18 protein-coding genes are annotated in these 16,917 nt (G+C 66.8%); 11 read left to right on the forward strand and 7 right to left on the reverse strand.

Annotated elements, in window-relative coordinates; genetic code table 11:
• Positions 1–63: 63 nt before the first annotated feature.
• The 3 genes from sphst_RS07005 to sphst_RS07015 are packed head-to-tail and all read left to right on the forward strand — an operon-like array spanning position 64 to position 3,334.
• Positions 64–1,587, forward strand: a complete 1,524-nt coding sequence (locus sphst_RS07005; RefSeq protein WP_031396663.1) for a circularly permuted type 2 ATP-grasp protein — start codon at positions 64–66, stop codon at positions 1,585–1,587.
• Positions 1,587–2,522 (forward strand): alpha-E domain-containing protein, encoded by a 936-nt coding sequence (locus sphst_RS07010; protein ID WP_031396662.1) that lies wholly within the window; start codon positions 1,587–1,589, stop codon positions 2,520–2,522. Before sphst_RS07005 ends, sphst_RS07010 begins: the two co-directional genes overlap by 1 nt.
• Positions 2,522–3,334: a transglutaminase family protein gene (locus sphst_RS07015; RefSeq protein WP_031396661.1), complete on the forward strand. Its 813-nt coding sequence runs from the start codon at positions 2,522–2,524 to the stop codon at positions 3,332–3,334. Before sphst_RS07010 ends, sphst_RS07015 begins: the two co-directional genes overlap by 1 nt.
• A gap of 10 nt (positions 3,335–3,344) precedes the next feature.
• Here the strand turns inward: sphst_RS07015 and sphst_RS07020 are convergent, their stop codons facing one another.
• Both sphst_RS07020 and sphst_RS07025 read right to left on the reverse strand, forming a co-directional pair.
• Positions 3,345–4,118, reverse strand: coding sequence for an arginyltransferase (locus sphst_RS07020; protein WP_031396660.1), 774 nt, complete (start codon positions 4,116–4,118; stop codon positions 3,345–3,347).
• Positions 4,119–4,241: 123 nt separating this feature from the next.
• Positions 4,242–5,498, reverse strand: a complete 1,257-nt coding sequence (locus sphst_RS07025; RefSeq protein ID WP_031396659.1) for a threonine ammonia-lyase — start codon at positions 5,496–5,498, stop codon at positions 4,242–4,244.
• Positions 5,499–5,555: 57 nt separating this feature from the next.
• Here sphst_RS07025 and sphst_RS07030 point away from each other — a divergent pair, with 57 nt between their 5' ends.
• Together sphst_RS07030 and sphst_RS07035 are read left to right on the forward strand one after the other, a co-directional pair.
• The gene (locus sphst_RS07030) at positions 5,556–6,410 is read left to right on the forward strand and encodes an NAD(P)-dependent oxidoreductase (protein ID WP_107045347.1); all 855 of its coding nucleotides are present in this window, start codon (positions 5,556–5,558) and stop codon (positions 6,408–6,410) included.
• On the forward strand, positions 6,407–8,092 hold the full coding sequence (locus tag sphst_RS07035) for an amidohydrolase (protein WP_107045348.1): 1,686 nt from the start codon (positions 6,407–6,409) through the stop codon (positions 8,090–8,092). The genes sphst_RS07030 and sphst_RS07035 overlap by 4 nt, the downstream gene beginning before the upstream one ends.
• A 13-nt stretch (positions 8,093–8,105) precedes the next feature.
• Here the strand turns inward: sphst_RS07035 and sphst_RS07040 are convergent, their stop codons facing one another.
• The 4 genes from sphst_RS07040 to sphst_RS07055 form a co-directional block, all read right to left on the reverse strand.
• The gene (locus sphst_RS07040) at positions 8,106–8,453 is read right to left on the reverse strand and encodes a hypothetical protein (protein WP_159043542.1); all 348 of its coding nucleotides are present in this window, start codon (positions 8,451–8,453) and stop codon (positions 8,106–8,108) included.
• A gap of 109 nt (positions 8,454–8,562) precedes the next feature.
• A complete protein-coding gene (gene ctrA / locus sphst_RS07045; RefSeq protein WP_031396653.1) occupies positions 8,563–9,264 on the reverse strand; it encodes a response regulator transcription factor CtrA in 702 nt (233 codons plus the stop codon).
• A 185-nt stretch (positions 9,265–9,449) separates the two neighbouring features.
• On the reverse strand, positions 9,450–10,943 hold the full coding sequence (gene zwf, locus sphst_RS07050) for a glucose-6-phosphate dehydrogenase (protein ID WP_056406099.1): 1,494 nt from the start codon (positions 10,941–10,943) through the stop codon (positions 9,450–9,452).
• A 112-nt stretch (positions 10,944–11,055) separates the two neighbouring features.
• Positions 11,056–11,949, reverse strand: coding sequence for a LysR family transcriptional regulator (locus sphst_RS07055; RefSeq protein ID WP_031396651.1), 894 nt, complete (start codon positions 11,947–11,949; stop codon positions 11,056–11,058).
• Between the two features lie 115 nt (positions 11,950–12,064).
• Here sphst_RS07055 and sphst_RS07060 point away from each other — a divergent pair, with 115 nt between their 5' ends.
• Positions 12,065–12,784: a pirin family protein gene (locus sphst_RS07060; protein WP_031396650.1), complete on the forward strand. Its 720-nt coding sequence runs from the start codon at positions 12,065–12,067 to the stop codon at positions 12,782–12,784.
• Positions 12,785–12,849: 65 nt separating this feature from the next.
• Positions 12,850–13,449 (forward strand): NAD(P)H:quinone oxidoreductase, encoded by a 600-nt coding sequence (gene wrbA, locus sphst_RS07065; protein WP_031396649.1) that lies wholly within the window; start codon positions 12,850–12,852, stop codon positions 13,447–13,449.
• Positions 13,450–13,481: 32 nt separating this feature from the next.
• Here wrbA and sphst_RS07070 read toward each other — a convergent pair whose 3' ends face one another.
• Positions 13,482–14,237 (reverse strand): M15 family metallopeptidase, encoded by a 756-nt coding sequence (locus sphst_RS07070; protein ID WP_107045349.1) that lies wholly within the window; start codon positions 14,235–14,237, stop codon positions 13,482–13,484.
• Between the two features lie 46 nt (positions 14,238–14,283).
• Here sphst_RS07070 and sphst_RS07075 point away from each other — a divergent pair, with 46 nt between their 5' ends.
• From sphst_RS07075 to sphst_RS07090, 4 genes are all read left to right on the forward strand, one after another.
• Positions 14,284–15,009 (forward strand): RluA family pseudouridine synthase, encoded by a 726-nt coding sequence (locus tag sphst_RS07075; RefSeq protein WP_051916423.1) that lies wholly within the window; start codon positions 14,284–14,286, stop codon positions 15,007–15,009.
• On the forward strand, positions 15,002–15,415 hold the full coding sequence (gene arfB, locus sphst_RS07080; RefSeq protein ID WP_031394492.1) for an alternative ribosome rescue aminoacyl-tRNA hydrolase ArfB: 414 nt from the start codon (positions 15,002–15,004) through the stop codon (positions 15,413–15,415). Before sphst_RS07075 ends, arfB begins: the two co-directional genes overlap by 8 nt.
• 19 nt (positions 15,416–15,434) lie before the next feature.
• Positions 15,435–15,917 carry a GAF domain-containing protein gene (locus tag sphst_RS07085; protein ID WP_031394493.1) on the forward strand — a complete coding sequence of 161 codons (483 nt, stop codon included), beginning with the start codon at positions 15,435–15,437 and terminating at the stop codon, positions 15,915–15,917.
• Positions 15,918–16,047: 130 nt separating this feature from the next.
• Positions 16,048–16,917, forward strand: a complete 870-nt coding sequence (locus tag sphst_RS07090; protein ID WP_107045350.1) for an RcnB family protein — start codon at positions 16,048–16,050, stop codon at positions 16,915–16,917.

Consider the following 16,917-nt stretch of genomic DNA (forward strand, 5'->3'; position numbering starts at 1 on the left):
GTGCAGCGCGGTGAAGCGTTGCAGCATGGAACCGCAACGCTTGATGGGGAATTTACCATTTCGATGGGGAAACAAGCGTTCGACGAAATCATGGGGGCACCGGGTGATACCCGCGTCCGTCCCGAACTGGCCGCCTTGGGCCGCTGGATCGAGGAGACGCCCGACGCCGAGTTGCGGCGTCGCCAGCAGGCGGCTGAAACGACGTTTCGGCAGCTCGGCATTACCTTTGCCGTCTATGGCGAGAACGAGGCGGCCGAGCGGATCATCCCGTTCGATATCGTCCCGCGGGTGTTCCTGCATGACGAATGGACGCGGCTGTCCGAAGGGCTAGTCCAGCGCGTCGAGGCGATCAATGCGTTCCTCGAGGATATCTATGGCGAACGGCGCATCCTGAAGGAGGGGATCCTCCCCGAGGATCTCGTCATGGGCAATGCGCAGTTCCGTCCCGAAATCGCCGGGATGCGCCCGCCGCACGGGGTATGGGCGCATATCTGCGGGATCGATCTGGTACGTACCGGGCCCGACGACTTTTTCGTGCTCGAGGACAATGCGCGGACGCCATCGGGGGTCAGCTACATGCTCGAGAACCGCGAGGCGATGCTGCGGCTGTGCCCCGAGCTGTTCCGCGAGTTCCGCGTGGCGGCGGTCGACAGCTATCCCGACCGGCTGCTCGAGACGATGAAGTCGGTCGCGCCACACGGCGTCAGCGCACCGACCTGCGTTGTGCTGACGCCGGGCCATTACAACTCGGCCTATTACGAGCACAGCTTCCTCGCCGATACGATGGGCGTCGAGCTGGTCGAGGCGGCCGATCTGGTGGTCGACGATGATGTCGTATGGATGCGGACGATCGCGGGGCGCGTGAAGGTCGACGTGATCTATCGCCGGATCGACGACGATTATCTTGACCCGCTGGTCTTCCGTCCCGACAGCGCGCTCGGCGTGCCGGGGCTTATCGCCGCCTATGCCGCGGGCAATGTCGCGATCATCAACGCGCCGGGCAACGGCATCGCCGACGACAAGGCGATCTACAGCTACATGCCCGACATCGTGAAATTCTATTCGGGCGGCGAGTGCAAGCTGCCCAATGTCGAGACATGGCGGTGCCGCGAGCCGCAGGCGCTGAAATATGTCCTCGACAATCTCGAGGACGTCGTCGTCAAGCTGGTCGACGGTTCGGGCGGCTATGGCATGCTGGTCGGCCCGACCGCGACGAAGCAGGAAATCGAGGATTTCCGCGCCGCGCTGATCGCCGAGCCGCACCGCTACATCGCACAGCCGACGCTCGCGCTGTCGACCGTACCGACGATGGCCGAATCCGGGCTGTGCCCGCGGCATGTCGATTTCCGGCCGTTTGTGCTGACCGGGTCGAAGGGCGTCCAGGTCGTGCCAGGCGGGCTGACCCGCGTCGCGCTGAAGCAGGGATCGTTGGTCGTGAATTCGAGCCAGGGTGGCGGCACGAAGGACAGCTTCGTCCTGATGGCGGATCAATCGCAGCGCATGGGGGCGGGCGGCATGACGCAGACGCTGGGCGGGATGACGCAGACGCTTGGCGGCGGCATGCCCGGGCCGGAGGCGCAATCCTGATGCTGGCGAGGACCGCCTCGTCCCTCTACTGGCTGGGACGCTATTTCGAACGTGCCGATTTCATCGCGCGGCTGGTTGAGGCGACGGTGCGCCTCGACGTGCTGTCGTCGCAGCCTGCGGGCGAGGCGGCCTGGGCATCGGCGCTGGCGGTCACCGAAACCGACGAGGCCTTTGCCAAGACCGGGGTGCCGGTCGGGCAGCGCGACGTGGTGCGCTTCCTTACGCTCGACGCCAGCCATCCGGGATCGATCGTCCGCTGCCTCGACATGGCGCGCAACAATGCCAAGGCGGTGCGGACCGCGCTGACGCGGGAATCATGGACCGCGATCAACCGTGCGTGGCTGTTGTTCGAAAACCGCGCGACCCCCGGCAGTACGACCGCGCAACTCAACTTGGTCGAGGCGGTCAAGACCGAGACGCGCGGGTTCGAAGGTGCGATCCACCGCATGCTGCGCAACCAGACGACCTGGTTCATCCGGCTCGGCCAGGCGGTCGAGCGCGCGGACAACACCGCGCGGCTGCTCGACGTCAAATATCATATCCTGCTGCCGGAAGGGCAGAAGCTGGGCGGCGCGATCGATCGCGACCAGTGGACGACCATCCTGCAGACCGTGTCGGCGGTGACCGCCTATCGCTGGATGTACAATGATGGCCTCCGGCCGGCCGACGTGATCGATTTGTTGCTGGCGCGCGCGGAGTTGCCGCGTAGTCTTGCAGCCTCGGTCGAGGAGACGGTGGACGTGCTCAATCTGCTTGCGAAACGTACCGGCCAGCATGGCGAGGCGGACCGGATGGCGCGGCTCCGTGCCTCGCGGCTGGGGCGAACCCGATCCGGCGAGGTGATCGCATCCGGCCTGCACCAGTATCTGCAGGCCTTCATCCAGGAGAATGCGCTGCTCCACGGCGCGATCGGCCGGCAGTTCAAGTTCCTTTGATGCGGTTGTCGGTCGATCACCGCACGATCTATCGCTTCACCGAGCCGCAGAGCCGACTCGTCCAGATGCTCCGCATGACCCCGCAGAACACGCATGATCAGACGGTCGCGCAGTGGCGAATCGATATCGACTGCGATGCCCGGCTGCGGCAGGGGCGCGACGGGTTCGGCAATGCCATCACGATGCTCTATATCGACGGCCCGATCGACGGGATCGAGATCGACGTCACGGGCGAGGTGCTGACCAGCCATTCCGACGGCGTCGTCCACGGCGCTTATGAGGTGCTGCCGCCGGCGCTGTTCCTCCGGCCCACCGAGACCACTGCGCAGGACAAGGCCATTGCCGATTTCGCCGCACGCGTCACGACCCCTGCGCAGGGCCGGATCGGCGCGCTGCACCGGGTGAACGAGGCGTTGCACGAACGCTTTGCCGCCAATCCCGGCCGTCCCGAGCCAAACCTCGGCGCGGCGGCGGCGTTCCGGCTCGACAGTGCCACCTCGCGGGACTTCGCGCAGATGTTCATCGTCGCCGCGCGGTCGCTGGGGGCGCCGGCGCGCTATGTGTCGGGCTATCTTCTGACCGAACGCGAGGATGATCACCGTCCGACGCCGCATGGCTGGGCAGAGGCGCATGTCGACGGGCTGGGCTGGATCGGTTTCGACCCGTTCACCGGGGACTGTCCCGAGGAGCATCATGTCCGGGTCGCGGTGGCGCTCGATGCCGCAGGGGCCGCGCCGGTAGCGGGCTCGCGGCTCGGCGAAGGCGGCGAGCGGCTGGAGGTCGATGTCGTCGTGTCGCGGGACGGCCAGTGACCGTCGGCGACTAGTCCTTCCCCTGCCCTGGGGCGGCGGCCAGCAGGTCCTCCTCGCTCAGGCGGCTCCATCCGCCCGGGCCGAGTGCCTCGATCGGACGATAGCGGATCTTGTATTCCATCCGGCCCGATCCCTTCACCCAATAGCCCAGATAGACATAGGGTAGCCCCGCACCGCGTGCGCGCAGGATGTGGTCGATGATGATGTAGTTGCCGAAGCCCGGCCGCGAGGCGTCGTCCGCTGCGAAGAAGCTGTAGATCATCGACAGCCCGTCGGCCTGGCGATCGGTGAGGCAGGCGCCGACCAGCCGGCCGGGGGCACCGCCGATGCCCGGTTCGCGATATTCGACGATCAGCGAGTCGACGGGCGAATGCTCGACCATGTCGGCATAATCGTCCTCGTCCATCCCGGCCATGCCGCCGTCCGGATGACGCGCCGACAGATAGCGGCGCAACAGCTGGAACTGTTCGTCGGTCGCCCATGCGCGACAGACGGTCGCGGTGATGTCGCCGTGCCGCTTGAGCAACTTGCGCTGCGTCGCGTTTGGCGTGAATTCCGGCGTCACGACACGGACCGACACACAGGCGCTGCAGCCGGTGCAACTCGGCCGATAGGCGACGCCTTGACTCCGTCGAAACCCGATCCGGCTCAGCGCGTCGTTGAGCTCGACCGCATGCGGGCCGTTCAGCTCGGTGAAGACCTTCCGCTCCTCCCGATCGGGCAGATAGGGGCAGGGGCCGGGGCTGGTCACGAAGAACCGGGGAAACCGAAAAGGCGCAGTCATCGCGAAGTGCCCCTCTCTCGGCTTCAGCGCTCTCAAGGCGCGGGCGGTATATGATTCCTGTGCGGGCCGCTGGAAAGTGGGGCGGCCCGCGGTGGTAAAAGAAATTCCCGGCGGCGCCGGGGATCAGGCCAGTTCGACGGTGCTCGTCTCATAGCCCGCCGCCTTCAGCGCGGTGACCAGCCGATCGAGATGCGCACGATCGCGCGCCTCGCATTCGATATCGGTGATCAGCCCCTTTGCCGGCAGCGTCGTGAAGACGCGCTGATGATACACCTCGATGATGTTCACCCGCTCCTGATCGAAGATCCGGGCGACGTTGTACAGCGCGCCGGGCTGATCCTGCAGGCGGATGCGCAACCGTGCGAGCCGGCCCGAGCGTGCGAGATCGCGCAGCAGGACGTTGGCGAGCAGCCGCGTGTCGATATTGCCGCCGCACAGGATGATTCCGACGGTCCGCCCCTTGAAGCGCTCGGGATGCTGGAGCAGCGCGGCGAGGCCGGCGGCACCGGCACCCTCGACGACCGTCTTCTCGATCTGGAGCAGCAGGCTGACCGCCATCTCCAGGCTGCGCTCGCTGACCAGGACGATGTCGTCGACGAGTTCGGCGACCATCTTGGAGGTGATGCCGCCGGGCTCCTTGACCGCGATCCCCTCGGCCAGCGTGTCGCCGGCGCAGGGCATCGTCGTCCCGTTGATGCGGTTGTACATCGACGGGAACAGCTCGGCCTCGACGCCGACCACCTCGATCGCATGACCGCCCTGCGCGGCGTTCGCCCGCGTCACGGTCGCGACGCCCGAGATCAGACCGCCGCCGCCGATCGGGACGACCATCATGTCGATGTCCGGCACGTCCTCGAGCATCTCGATCGCGGTCGTGCCCTGGCCGGCGATGACGCGGGCGTCGTCGAACGGATGGACGAAGGTGAAGCCGCATTCGCCCTCGAGGATGCGGGCATGCGCATAGGCGGCGTCGAAGGTGTCGCCGAACAGCACGACCTTGGCGCCGTGCCCTTCGGTCTGCGTCACCTTCACGGTCGGTGTGTTGGTCGGCATGACGATCGTCGCGGGGATGCCGAGCCGGTTGGCGTGATAGGCGAGACCCTGTGCGTGATTGCCCGCCGACGCGGCGATCACGCCCTTTGCGCACGCTTCGGGCGACAGCTGCAACAGCGTGTTGAGCGCGCCGCGTTCCTTGTAGGCCGCGGTGAATTGGAGATTCTCGAACTTCAGATAGACGGTCGCGCCGGTCATCTGGCTCAGCGTGCGGCTGATCAGCGTCGGCGTGCGGACGATCGAGGCGCGGATCCGGTCATGCGCGGCGCGAACGTCGTCGATGGACACGGGAAGGGTGGGTGCCGCTACGGCAGCGAGGGTAGCCATAGGCGTTGCGCTAGACCATCTGGCGCGCAGGGGAAACACCGCTTATGCGCTTGATCCATGGCAAAACTGGCATTCATCGGGACTGGCGTGATGGGCGCGCCGATGGCGGGGCATCTCGTCGCGGCAGGGCACGACGTCACCGTCTATAATCGCTCCCAGGCCAAGGCTTTGGCATGGGCCGATAAATATGGCGGATCGGTCGCGGGCACGCCTGCTCTGGCGGCGCGCGATGCGGATGCGGTGTTTACCTGCGTCGGCAATGACGATGATCTGGCGGCAGTGACATTGGGTGAGGACGGCGCGTTCGCGGCGATGCGCGACGATGCGGTGTTCGTCGACCATACGACCGTCTCCGCCGCGATCGCGCGCCGCTTGGCGGACGCCCGCGCGCTTGTCGTCGATGCGCCGGTGTCGGGCGGGCAGGCGGGGGCCGAGAACGGCAAATTGTCGATCATGTGCGGCGGTTCCGCCGACGCCATGGCGAAGGCCGAGCCGTATATGCAGGCCTATGCCGCGCGCATCGTGCATGTCGGCGACGCGGGCGCGGGCCAGACAACCAAGATGTGCAACCAGATCGCGATCGCCGGGGTGATCCAGGGCGTGTCCGAATCGATCTGCTTCGCGCAGAATGCCGGGCTCGACCTCGACAAGGTGTTCGAGGCAATTTCGGGCGGCGCGGCGCAGAGCTGGCAGATGGTCAATCGCTGGCCGACGATGGCGAAGGAAGACTTCGACTTCGGCTTTGCGGTCGACTGGATGCGCAAGGATCTGGGGCTCGCGCTCGACGAGGCGCGGCGCAACGGCGCGGTTCTGCCGGTCGCGGCGCTGGTCGATCAATTCTATGCCGATGTGCAGGCCATGGGCGGCGCGCGGCAGGATACGAGTGCGTTGGTGCGGAGATTGCCGAAGTGAAGCCTGTCCTGTTCGCAAGTGCCGCCCTGTCGCTGTTCGCCACCCCGGCGCTGGCCGACGGGATCGTCGACAACGTCAACGGCCTGACCATCACCGAGGGCGGCAAGATCGTCCGGTTCAAGGCGATCCTGGTCGACAAGGACGGCCGCGTGACCCGGCTGGTGCCGCCGGGGGAGGAGCCCCCCAAGCTCAGCCGCAAGGAATTGAAGAAGAACGCGGGCAAGCCGCTCTATGACTGGCGTACCGACATGGGCGGCAAGACCGTGCTGCCCGGCTTCGTCGATGCGCATGGCCATGTGATCGAGCTCGGCTTCGGCGCGCTGTCGCTCGATTTGTCGGCAGCGACCTCGCTCGACGACGCAAAGTCGCGGATAGCCGCCTATGTCGCGGCCAATCCCGATCGCAAATGGGTGCTCGGCCGCGGCTGGAACCAGGAAGCCTGGGGGCTCGGGCGGTTTCCGACCGCTGCGGATCTCGACTCGGTTTCGGGTGGTCATCCGATCTGGCTGTCGCGCGCGGACGGCCATGCCGGCTGGGCGAACAGCGTCGCGATGCGCGAGGCGGGAATCACCGGCGCCACGGTCGCCCCGGCCGGCGGGCGTATCGAAAAAAGCGGCGGCGCGCCCTCGGGCGTGTTCGTCGATGCCGCGCAATCTTTGGTCGAGAAGGTCGTGCCGCAGCCCTTGCCCAAGGAGCGCGATGCGGCCTTCCTGACCGCCCAGCGGATCCTGCTGGGGTACGGCGTCACCGCGGTCGCCGACATGGGCACCACGCTCGACGACTGGCTGACCTATCGCCGGATGGCGGATATCGGCGGGTTGCGCGTGCGGATCATGAGCTATGCGCTGGGGGTCGAGACCGCAGGGCGGATCGGCGGCAAGGGGCCGACGCCGTGGCTGTATGACGACCATCTGCGGATGGGCGGGGTGAAGCTCTATGCCGATGGCGCGCTCGGCTCGCGCGGCGCGTGGTTGCTGAAACCCTATGCCGATGCGCCGGGGCAGACCGGGCTGGGCTTCCTGACCGATGCGCAGCTCCAGAACCAGATGAGCCGCGCGGCAATGGACGGGTTCCAGGTCGCGGTGCATGCGATCGGCGATCGCGCGGACCAGCAGGTGCTCGACGCGATCCAGGTCGAGAGCGAGACCTACAAGGGCGACCGGCGCTGGCGTGTCGAGCATGCGCAGATCGTCGATCCCACCGACCTGCCGCGCTTCGGCAAGTTCGGCACGATCGCGTCGATGCAGCCGACGCACCAGACCAGCGACCGGACGATGGCAGAGGCGCGGCTCGGACCGGGGCGGCTGACCGGCGCCTATGCGTGGAAGTCGATGCTGGCTAACGGATCGAAGCTTGCCTTCGGGACCGATTTCCCGGTCGAGAAGCCCGATCCGTTCGCCACTTGGGCTGCGGCGTTCACCCGGCAGGATGCGAACGGCCAGCCGCAGGGCGGGTGGCAGCCGCAGGAACTCATCTCGCGCGAACAGGCGTGGTGGGCGATGACCGGTGCCGCCGCCTATGCAGGGTTTGCTGAAACCAAGTTCGGTGCGCTCGCTGCCGGGCAGCGCGCGGACTTCATCGTCGTCGACCGCGATCCGATGATCGCTTCACCGACCGAACTGCGGGCGATCAAGGTTGCCGAAACCTGGGTCGGGGGCGAGAAGGTCTGGGTTCGGAAATAGCCGGCCGGTAGCGTCAAAGGTCGCCGCTGGCGTCCTTCGATGCGCGCGCGCTGATCCGCGCCCAGACCGCCTTGTGTTCGGCCTTCGCGTAGAGCGCAGCCCGTTGGCGGGGCGGTGCGGCTGCGAGAGTGGTCGGCAGGTCGGGGAACGTCGCCAGGACGAGCCGCAACCGCGCCTCGCGCTCGCGTTGCATCGTCGGCGTGATCGACGGGGGCGAAATGTTCGTGCGCGGCGTCCAGCCGGGATTTCCGGGAAACGGCGCGCTGGTACCTATCAAGCCGCTGGGGCCAGGAACGCCGAGTTGCGCAGAAGCAGCCGCAGAACAGGCAATCAGTGCGACAGCGAGCAGGATAGTCTTCATGGAACACCTCCGATGAAGACTAAACTGACACCATCAGGCAAGGTTGCAAGCCTAAACCTGTGAAGTGAAGCGGCGCGACCTTGGCCTTTGGGTCGCGCAGCCGAGCAGATCAGGCGACTTGCGCTTCGACCATCTCGTCGGGTTCGCGCAGGACATAGCCGCGGCCCCAGACCGTCTCGATGTAATTCTCACCGTCGCACGCCAGGCTGAGCTTCTTGCGCAGCTTGCAGATGAAGACGTCGATGATCTTGAGTTCCGGCTCGTCCATCCCGCCATAGAGGTGGTTGAGGAACATTTCCTTGGTCAGCGTGGTGCCCTTGCGCAGCGAGAGCAGCTCGAGCATCGCATATTCCTTGCCCGTCAGGTGGACGCGGCTGCCATCGACTTCGACCGTCTTGGCATCGAGGTTCACGGCGAGCTTGCCGGTGCGGATGACCGACTGCGAATGGCCCTTCGAACGGCGCACGACGGCGTGGATCCGCGCGACGAGTTCTTCACGGTGGAACGGCTTGGTGACGTAATCGTCCGCACCGAACCCGAAGCTGCGAACCTTGGAGTCCATTTCGTTGACGCCCGACAGGATCAGCACCGGCGTCGCAACACGCGCAACACGAAGACGCTTCAGGACATCATAGCCGTGCATGTCAGGCAAGTTCAGATCGAGCAGGATGATGTCGTAATCATACAGCTTGCCAAGATCGAGGCCCTCTTCGCCCAGATCGGTGATGTACACGTTGAAGCCCTCGGTCGTGAGCATAAGCTCAATGGCCTTGGCGGTGGTAGGCTCATCCTCGATCAGCAGCACGCGCATGGGTTGTCCCCCGTTTAGCGAAAACGCCAGCCCCTGCTAAGCGATCCGCCGTTGATTCATTAACCAAAGAACATCTGAAAGCAAAAGGTTAATTCCGTCTTAAATGAGAGCGTTATACGAACTCTTGGTACGGAACCGACCAAAACTCCGTGATCAGAGCCCGGCAACCGAGTCGCGGCGCGGGCTCACGTCTTCGCCGGGTCGAGCGTGTGCCAGGCAAACCCGTCGCGCGCGAGCAGTTCGTCTGCCGCCGCCGGTCCGGTCGTACCCGCGGCGTAAGTGTCGGGTGCGCCTTCGCTTGCCCATGCGTCGAGAAACGGCTGGACTGCGGCCCATCCCGCCTCGATCGCGTCGGCGCGCTGAAACAGCGTCTGGTCGCCCGCGAACAGATCGTGGATCAGCGACTCATACCCGGTCATCGCGCCGATATCGAACGAGTCGGCATAGCGGAAATCGAGCGCGATCGGCGCAGTGTCGACCTCGAGCCCGGGGCGCTTGATATTGATATCCATGCTGAGCCCCTCGTCGGGCTGGATCTGGATGATCAGGCGGTTGGGCGGCAGCTTCTCGGCGGCGGTCGCGTGAAACTGTGCGAACGGCACGGGCTTGAAGGTGATCACGACCTCGGTATCGCGAATCTCCATCGCCTTGCCGGTGCGAAGATAGAAGGGCACGCCCGCCCAGCGCCACGTGTCGACCATCAGCTTCAATGCGACATAGGTCTCGGTGGTGCTGTCGGGGGCAATGTCGGGTGACGCGGTGAAGGCGGGGACGGCGCGCTCGCCGATCGTCCCCGCACCATAGGCGCCGCGGACGCCGTTGCGGCGCGCCTTGGCGGGCGAATAAGCCCGAACGGCTTTCAGCACCTTGCCCTTTTCGTTGCGGATGGCCTCCGCGTCGAAACTCGCAGGGGGCTCCATCGCGACCATCGCCAGCAACTGGAACAGATGGTTCGGGACCATGTCGCGCAACGCGCCCGTCGCGTCGTAGAACGCACCGCGCGTGCCGACGTCGACGGTCTCGGCGGCGGTGATCTGGACATGCGCGATGCAGTCGGCATTCCAGACCCGCTCGATCATCATGTTCGCAAAGCGCGCGGTCATGATGTTCTGGACGGTTTCCTTGCCGAGGAAATGGTCGATCCGGTAGATCTGCGTCTCGGCGACGTGCGACAGGATGCGCGCGTTCAGCGCCTGCGCGGAGGCGAGGTCGTGGCCGAACGGCTTCTCGATCGCAATCCGGCGAAACGCGGATTTGCTCTCATGCGTCAGCCCGTTGGCCGCGAGCCGATCGACGATGTCGCCGAAGAACCGCGCGGGCACCGCGAGATAGAAGGCGGCGTTGCCCGATAGCCGGTCGCTCAGCCGTGCATAGACGTCGTCCTGTGTGAAATCGCCCTGCATATACTCGACGCGCGCCTGCAACCGGTCCCAGGCGGCTTCCTGCTCGGGCGATTTATGCGCCGTGGAAGCGCTGGCGCGAAAGGTGGCGAGCGCGGTGCGCAGCGTGTCGTCGTCGCCGGGTTCGATACCGATCCCGAGGACCGAGAAATCGTCACCGATCATGCCGAGCCGGGTCATGTTGGTCAGCGCGGGCATCAGCAATCGGCGGGTCAGGTCGCCCATCGCACCGAAGATGACGAGCGTGGTCGGCGGGGCGGGATGGATCGCGCCGGTCATGCGCGGCGGGTCCGGGGCGCGGTCTGGTAGGGGAGCATCGACATCCTTCCGTGGTGACGCAGAGCAATAGCCTGGCGACGGGCATTGTTCCGTCGGGCTCAACCTGCGCGGTTCAGCCGGGGTCGCGAAGCCGCGCGCCGAGGAACGCGATGAGCGCTTCGACCCGGGCCGGGCGGAGCGGGCTGGGTGGGGTGAGCAGGTGGAGGCCGATTGGCGCGGGCGCCCAGTCATCGAGCAGCGTCACCAGCGCACCGGACGCGAGCTGCGCCTCGATGATGAAATGGGGCAGCCGCGCGATGCCGAGACCGGCGACGAGCGCCGGGACGACCGCCTCGCCGCTATTGGCGGTGAGCTGACCCTGCAGCCGCACCGAAACGTCGCTTTCACCGGGGCGCTGAAACCGCCAGGGACCGACGACGTTCGAATAGCCGATCAGGCGGTGCTCGCCGAGCTGCGCGGGATGCGTCGGCGTTCCGTGCGCCGCCAGATAGGCAGGCGCGGCGACGGTGTGCGCCTGGATGCTGCACAGCCGTCGCGCGCGCAGCGAACTGTCAGGCAGCTCGGCGATCCGCAGCGCCACGTCGAACCCTTCGGCGACGATGTCGACTCGCGCGTCGGACAGATGCAGGTCGATCTCGATGCCGGGATGCGCTGCCAGGAACTCGGCCAGCAGCGGCGCGACATTGGTGATGCCGAAACTCATCGGCGCCGCCAGCCTCACGCGACCCGTCGGCGCGCTTGCGGCATCGTTCGCCGATTCCTCTGCGAGGCGCGCTTCGCCGAGGATCCGCGCGGCGTGCTCGGCAAGCGGCTTACCCGCCTCGGTCAGCGCGAGCCGGCGCGAGGTGCGATGAAACAGCGACTGGCCGAGATGCGCCTCGAGCCGCGTGATCGCCTTCGATACGGTCGCCTTGCTCAGTCCGATCGCGTCGGCGGCGGCGCTGAACGAGCGATGTTCGACGACGCTGGCAAAGATCGCCCAGGCTTCGAGGTCGGGAAGGCGCATCATTCACTCTCCGCAGCGGTCACGTTTGCTAGCAATCGAAACGATCGGTTTCCAGCGTTTCTATTTACGGTGCGATGCCAGTGTCTATCTTGGTGGCAACAAGTGGAGACCTCTCATGACGACCACGACTCTCAACACCGTAGACCGCCGCCCCTTCGACAGCCTGGGCCATGCCGATCATGGCTGGCTGAATGCGCGGCATCATTTCTCGTTCGCGAGCTATTATGATCCTGCGCGGATGGGCTGGGGCGCGATCCGCGTCTGGAACGACGACCAGATCGCCGCCAATTCGGGTTTCCCGCCGCATCCGCACCAGGACATGGAGATCATCACCTATGTCCGCAGCGGCGCGATCACGCATCAGGACTCGCTCGGCAACAAGGGCCGCACCGAGGCTGGCGACGTCCAGGTGATGAGCGCCGGTTCGGGCGTCCGCCATGCCGAGTATAATCTAGAGCCCGAGACGACGACGATCTTCCAGATCTGGATCGAGCCCAGCCGCAAGGGTGGCTCGCCAAGCTGGGGTGCAAAGCCGTTCCCCAAGGGCGAGCGCTCGGGGCAGTTCGTGACGCTGGCAAGCGGCTTTGCCGACGACGGCGACGCGCTGCCGATCCGGGCGAACGCGCGGGTGCTGGCCGCGACGCTGAAGGCGGGCGACAGTGTCGACTATGCGGTGGGCGAGGGGCGTCACGCCTATCTTGTCCCGGCGACCGGCGCGATCACGATCGACGACGAGACCATCAAAACCCGCGACGGTGCGGCACTTTCGGGCGGCCGGACGGTACGGATCACGGCACTCGAAGAGGCCGAGATCGTTCTGGTGGACTCCGAGTAATTTTACCGATCATCCTATGACCATTCCGGCCTGCGCCGGGATGGTCTGCCTTTGAGGAGACTGACATGACCAAGGTTCTGGTTCTCTATTATTCGTCCTACGGCCATATCGAGCAGATGGCCGATGCCGTCGCCGAAGGCGCGCGCGCGGGCGGCGCGGAAGTGGACATCCGCCGGGTCGCCGAGACCGCACCGCAGTCGGTCGTCGAGTCTGCGCATTTCAAGACCGAGAGCGCGCATGCCGAGATCGAGGGCCCCGATGCGCTGAAGGACTATGACGCGATCATCGTCGGTGCGCCGACCCGGTTCGGGCGGATGCCTGCACAGATGGCGTCCTTCTGGGATACGACCGGCGGCCTGTGGTTCTCCGGCGCGCTGGTCGGCAAGGTCGGCGGTGCGTTCACCTCGACCGCGAGCCAGCATGGCGGGCAGGAGACGACGTTGTTCTCGATCCTGACCAACCTGCTCCATCACGGCATGACGATCGTCGGTCTGGACTATGGCTTCCAGGGGCAGATGGGCGTCGACGCGGTCAAGGGCGGCTCGCCCTACGGCGCGACGACGATCTCCGATGGCGATGGCAGCCGGATGCCGAGCAGCGTCGAACTCGACGGTGCGCGCTATCAGGGCAAGCGGATCGCCGAGACGGCCGCAAAGCTGAAGTAAGCGCGAACGATCCCTCCGGGCGACCGGGGGGATCAGCGCCTGCGGCGTTTGCCCTTTTCGGACGGAAGCGCCGGGACGGGCGCGGCCGGCACCGCGGGTGCGACGACCGGCGGGGGCGCGGGCGGCAGGATCGAAGGGTCGGCGGGATAGAGCCGCCGCGCCTTGGCGAACACGAACCGCGCCTTTGCCGCGCCGGGTGCAGCGGCGGTCACGCCGACCCAGCGCCAGTGCCAGGGCTCCCATTTGACGTTCTGCTTGTTCCCGCCGGGGAAGGATTGTTCGAATCCAAACCGCGTCGCGTTCGCGCGCAGCCAGCGCGCGGCGGGAGTTGCCGCCATGCACGCCTCGGCATCGCGACAGCCATTGGCAGGACGGATGGCGAAGTCGACGACATAGCCGGTCGAATGTTCGCTATAGCCCGGCGGCGCGACCGAGATCGCCCGCTCGGCCGCCGATGTCCCCGACTCGCGGCAGAACACGCTGCGCTGCTGCGCGATCGAACGCTGGCACGACAGGCCGCGCAACTCGCCCATCACCGCCGGGTCCGCTTTGGCTGCGGCGAGCAGGCGAAGCAGGTCGGGCAGCATGTCGCGGCGGACCACGCAGGTCTGGCGGACGCCGAAGTCGGACGGGGCGGCGACCAGCTCGGACGGGGCGGCGTCGCCATAGGGCAGATGCCCGAACGCGCGACCATCGGCGGCGATCGCCGCGCTCTGTTCGGCACAGAGTTGCGCATTGGCGGCGGCCGGGATCAGCAGCAACGAAAGAACTAGGGGGCTACGCAACATCGTGCGGGCTCTGGCATGCGGGCGCAGATGCTGGCAAGGGAGGCACATGCATGGTGAACGCGTACTTTTCCTCGACGGCGAGGCCCTGATCATCGACAAGCCCGCTGGGCTGCCGGTCGATCCTCCTCGTGACGGCTCGCTGAGCCTCGAGAATCATCTCGAAAGTCTCAAATTCGGATTCCAGCGCTGGCCGATGCCGGTGCACCGGCTCGATCGCGACACGAGCGGCTGCCTGTTGCTGTCGCGCAATCCCAAGGCGCATGCGCGGTTGCAGCAGGCGTTCGAGCAGGGCCTCGTGTCGAAGCGCTATCTCGCGGTGCTCGACGGTGTCCCGGCCGAGGAAACCGGGACGATCGACATCCCGCTCGGCAAGATCAGCAGCGCCGAAGAAGGCTGGCGGATGGTCGAGGACGCCAAGGGCAAGGCGGCGCGGACCGGCTGGCGGGTGCTCGCAACCCGCGACGGGCGCTCGCTGGTCGAATTCATCCCCCAGACCGGGCGGACGCACCAGATCCGTGTCCATGCCGCACTGGGCCTCGGCGCAGCGGTCGTGGGTGATCCGGTCTATGGCCAGAAGGATCGCCTGGGGATGATGCTCCACGCGCAGCGGCTGGTTGTACCGCGGCCGGGCAAGGCCGATGTCGTCGGTATCGCGCCGCTGCCAGAACGGTTCGCGACCGCGGGCTTCGGCGAGGAACCGGGCGTCGAGGCGACGCCGTCCCCGCAGGACGCGTCCGCGCCGGATCCGCGTCCCGAACCCGATAATGGCTGACGTGATCGACGCCTCCCTGCTTGAGGGGGCGATCGAGGAGAAGTTCCTCGCGGCCTCGGGGCCGGGCGGGCAGAACGTCAACAAGGTGGCGACCGCGTGCCAGTTGCGCGTCGACATATTCGCGCTGGGCCTGCACCCCGAAACCTATCGCCGGCTGAAGCTGGTCGCGGGCAGCCGGATGACCGCGGCGGGGGTGCTGGTCATCACCGCGCGCCGCTTCCGCACGCAGGAGGCCAATCGCGCCGATGCGCGCGACCGCGTGCTCGAACTGATCGCACAGGCGCAGCACCGCGACGCGCACCGGGTCAAGACCAAGCCCTCCAGGGCCGCCAAGGCACGGCGTGTGGATACGAAGAAGGTCCGCAGTTCGGTCAAGGCCGGGCGCGGGCGGGTTCGCGAAGACTAACCGCAGACAAGAGGCGATGATGTACCAGTTCGATATTTCCGGCGGTTCGAAGGCCGATCTGTACCGCGACCTGCTCGCGGCGCTCGACGCGCTGACCGTGGACGAGCGCGATCCGATCGCGAACATGGCGAATGCGGCCGCGCTGGTCTGGGAATTTCTGCCCGATCTCAACTGGGCGGGCTTCTACCGTGCGGTCGAGGGCGAGCTGGTCCTGGGGCCGTTCCAGGGCAAGGTCGCCTGTATCCGGATCGCGATGGGCAAGGGCGTGTGCGGCACCGCGGCGGCGGAGCGGACGACCCAGCTGGTCGAGGACGTGCATGCCTTTCCCGGGCATATCGCCTGCGACGCGGCAAGCCGGTCCGAGCTCGTCGTGCCGGTCGTCAGCGACGGGCGGTTGATCGGCGTGCTCGATCTCGACAGCCCCGAGCCGGCACGGTTCGATGCCGAGGATGCAGCCGGGTGCGAAGCGCTGGTCGCGTTGCTGGCGTCGCGGATCAGCTGACGCCCCAACCTGACGCCTGCTCCGAATCGGGACCGGGTTGCGGCTGGCCGCGCCATGGCGGCTTTGGTACGCCCTGCATCAGCATAGGACGCGGCCCTGGAGCGTGTCGTGCGTCAGGAGAGAAGATGTCATGCGCATGAAGGTGATCGTCGGTCTCGCACTGATCATGGCGGTGGCGGGCACGACGGCCGAGGCGCAGCGGCGTCCGGACGGGGCATCGCAGCCCGGTGCGACTTATCCCGTTCCTGCCCGCAACGCGGTCAGCGTAAGCCCGGAGCCCGCCGCGTCCAGCGACGCGCGCCGGGGCAGCAGCGTCGATGGTCGCTGGTCGGCAGGGGCGAACGCGCCGGGCGGCTGGAGCGGTTATCGTCGGCCGTACCGGGGCTGGGCGCTGCCGGCCTATTGGATCGCGCCGCGGTTCGGGATCGTCGACTGGCGCGGCTATGGGTTGGCATCGCCGCCGGCGGGCTATCGCTGGACGCGCTATTATGACGATGCCGTGCTGATCGATGCGCGGGGATCGATCTTCGATACGCGTGCCGGGGTCGAATGGGACGGCGCCAATGGAGGCGATTCCGCCCCGCCCTATGACGTGCAAAGCTTTGACGGGCGGGCGGACGACCGGGTCTATGCCCGCCGCCAGCCGCGGCCGGTAACGCGGCGGACCTATGTGACGACCCGCGTCGAAGCGGCGCCGGACTTTGCGGGGGCCGCCTATCGCGACCAGCCATTGCCCCCCGTCCAGCAGCGTGGCGGGACATGGGTGTCGCCCGACGGGATGACCACCGTGACGACGACCGGCGGCGGCTATCCCGGCAGCGACGCCTATGCCGGCGACGGGACGACGACGGTCACCGTACAGTCGGTGCCGGTCACGACGACCACGACGACGACCGAATATATCACCGAACCCGTGACCTACCGGCGGACGACCCCGCGTCGTGGACCGAGCCGGACGCGGGGCCGGACGCGGGGCGGCACCCTGGGGTCGGCGAGATAG

Origin of the sequence: Sphingomonas sp. STIS6.2 (assembly GCF_000732685.2) — a bacterium.
In the GTDB taxonomy this organism is placed as follows: Bacteria; Pseudomonadota; Alphaproteobacteria; order Sphingomonadales; family Sphingomonadaceae; genus Sphingomonas; species Sphingomonas aerolata.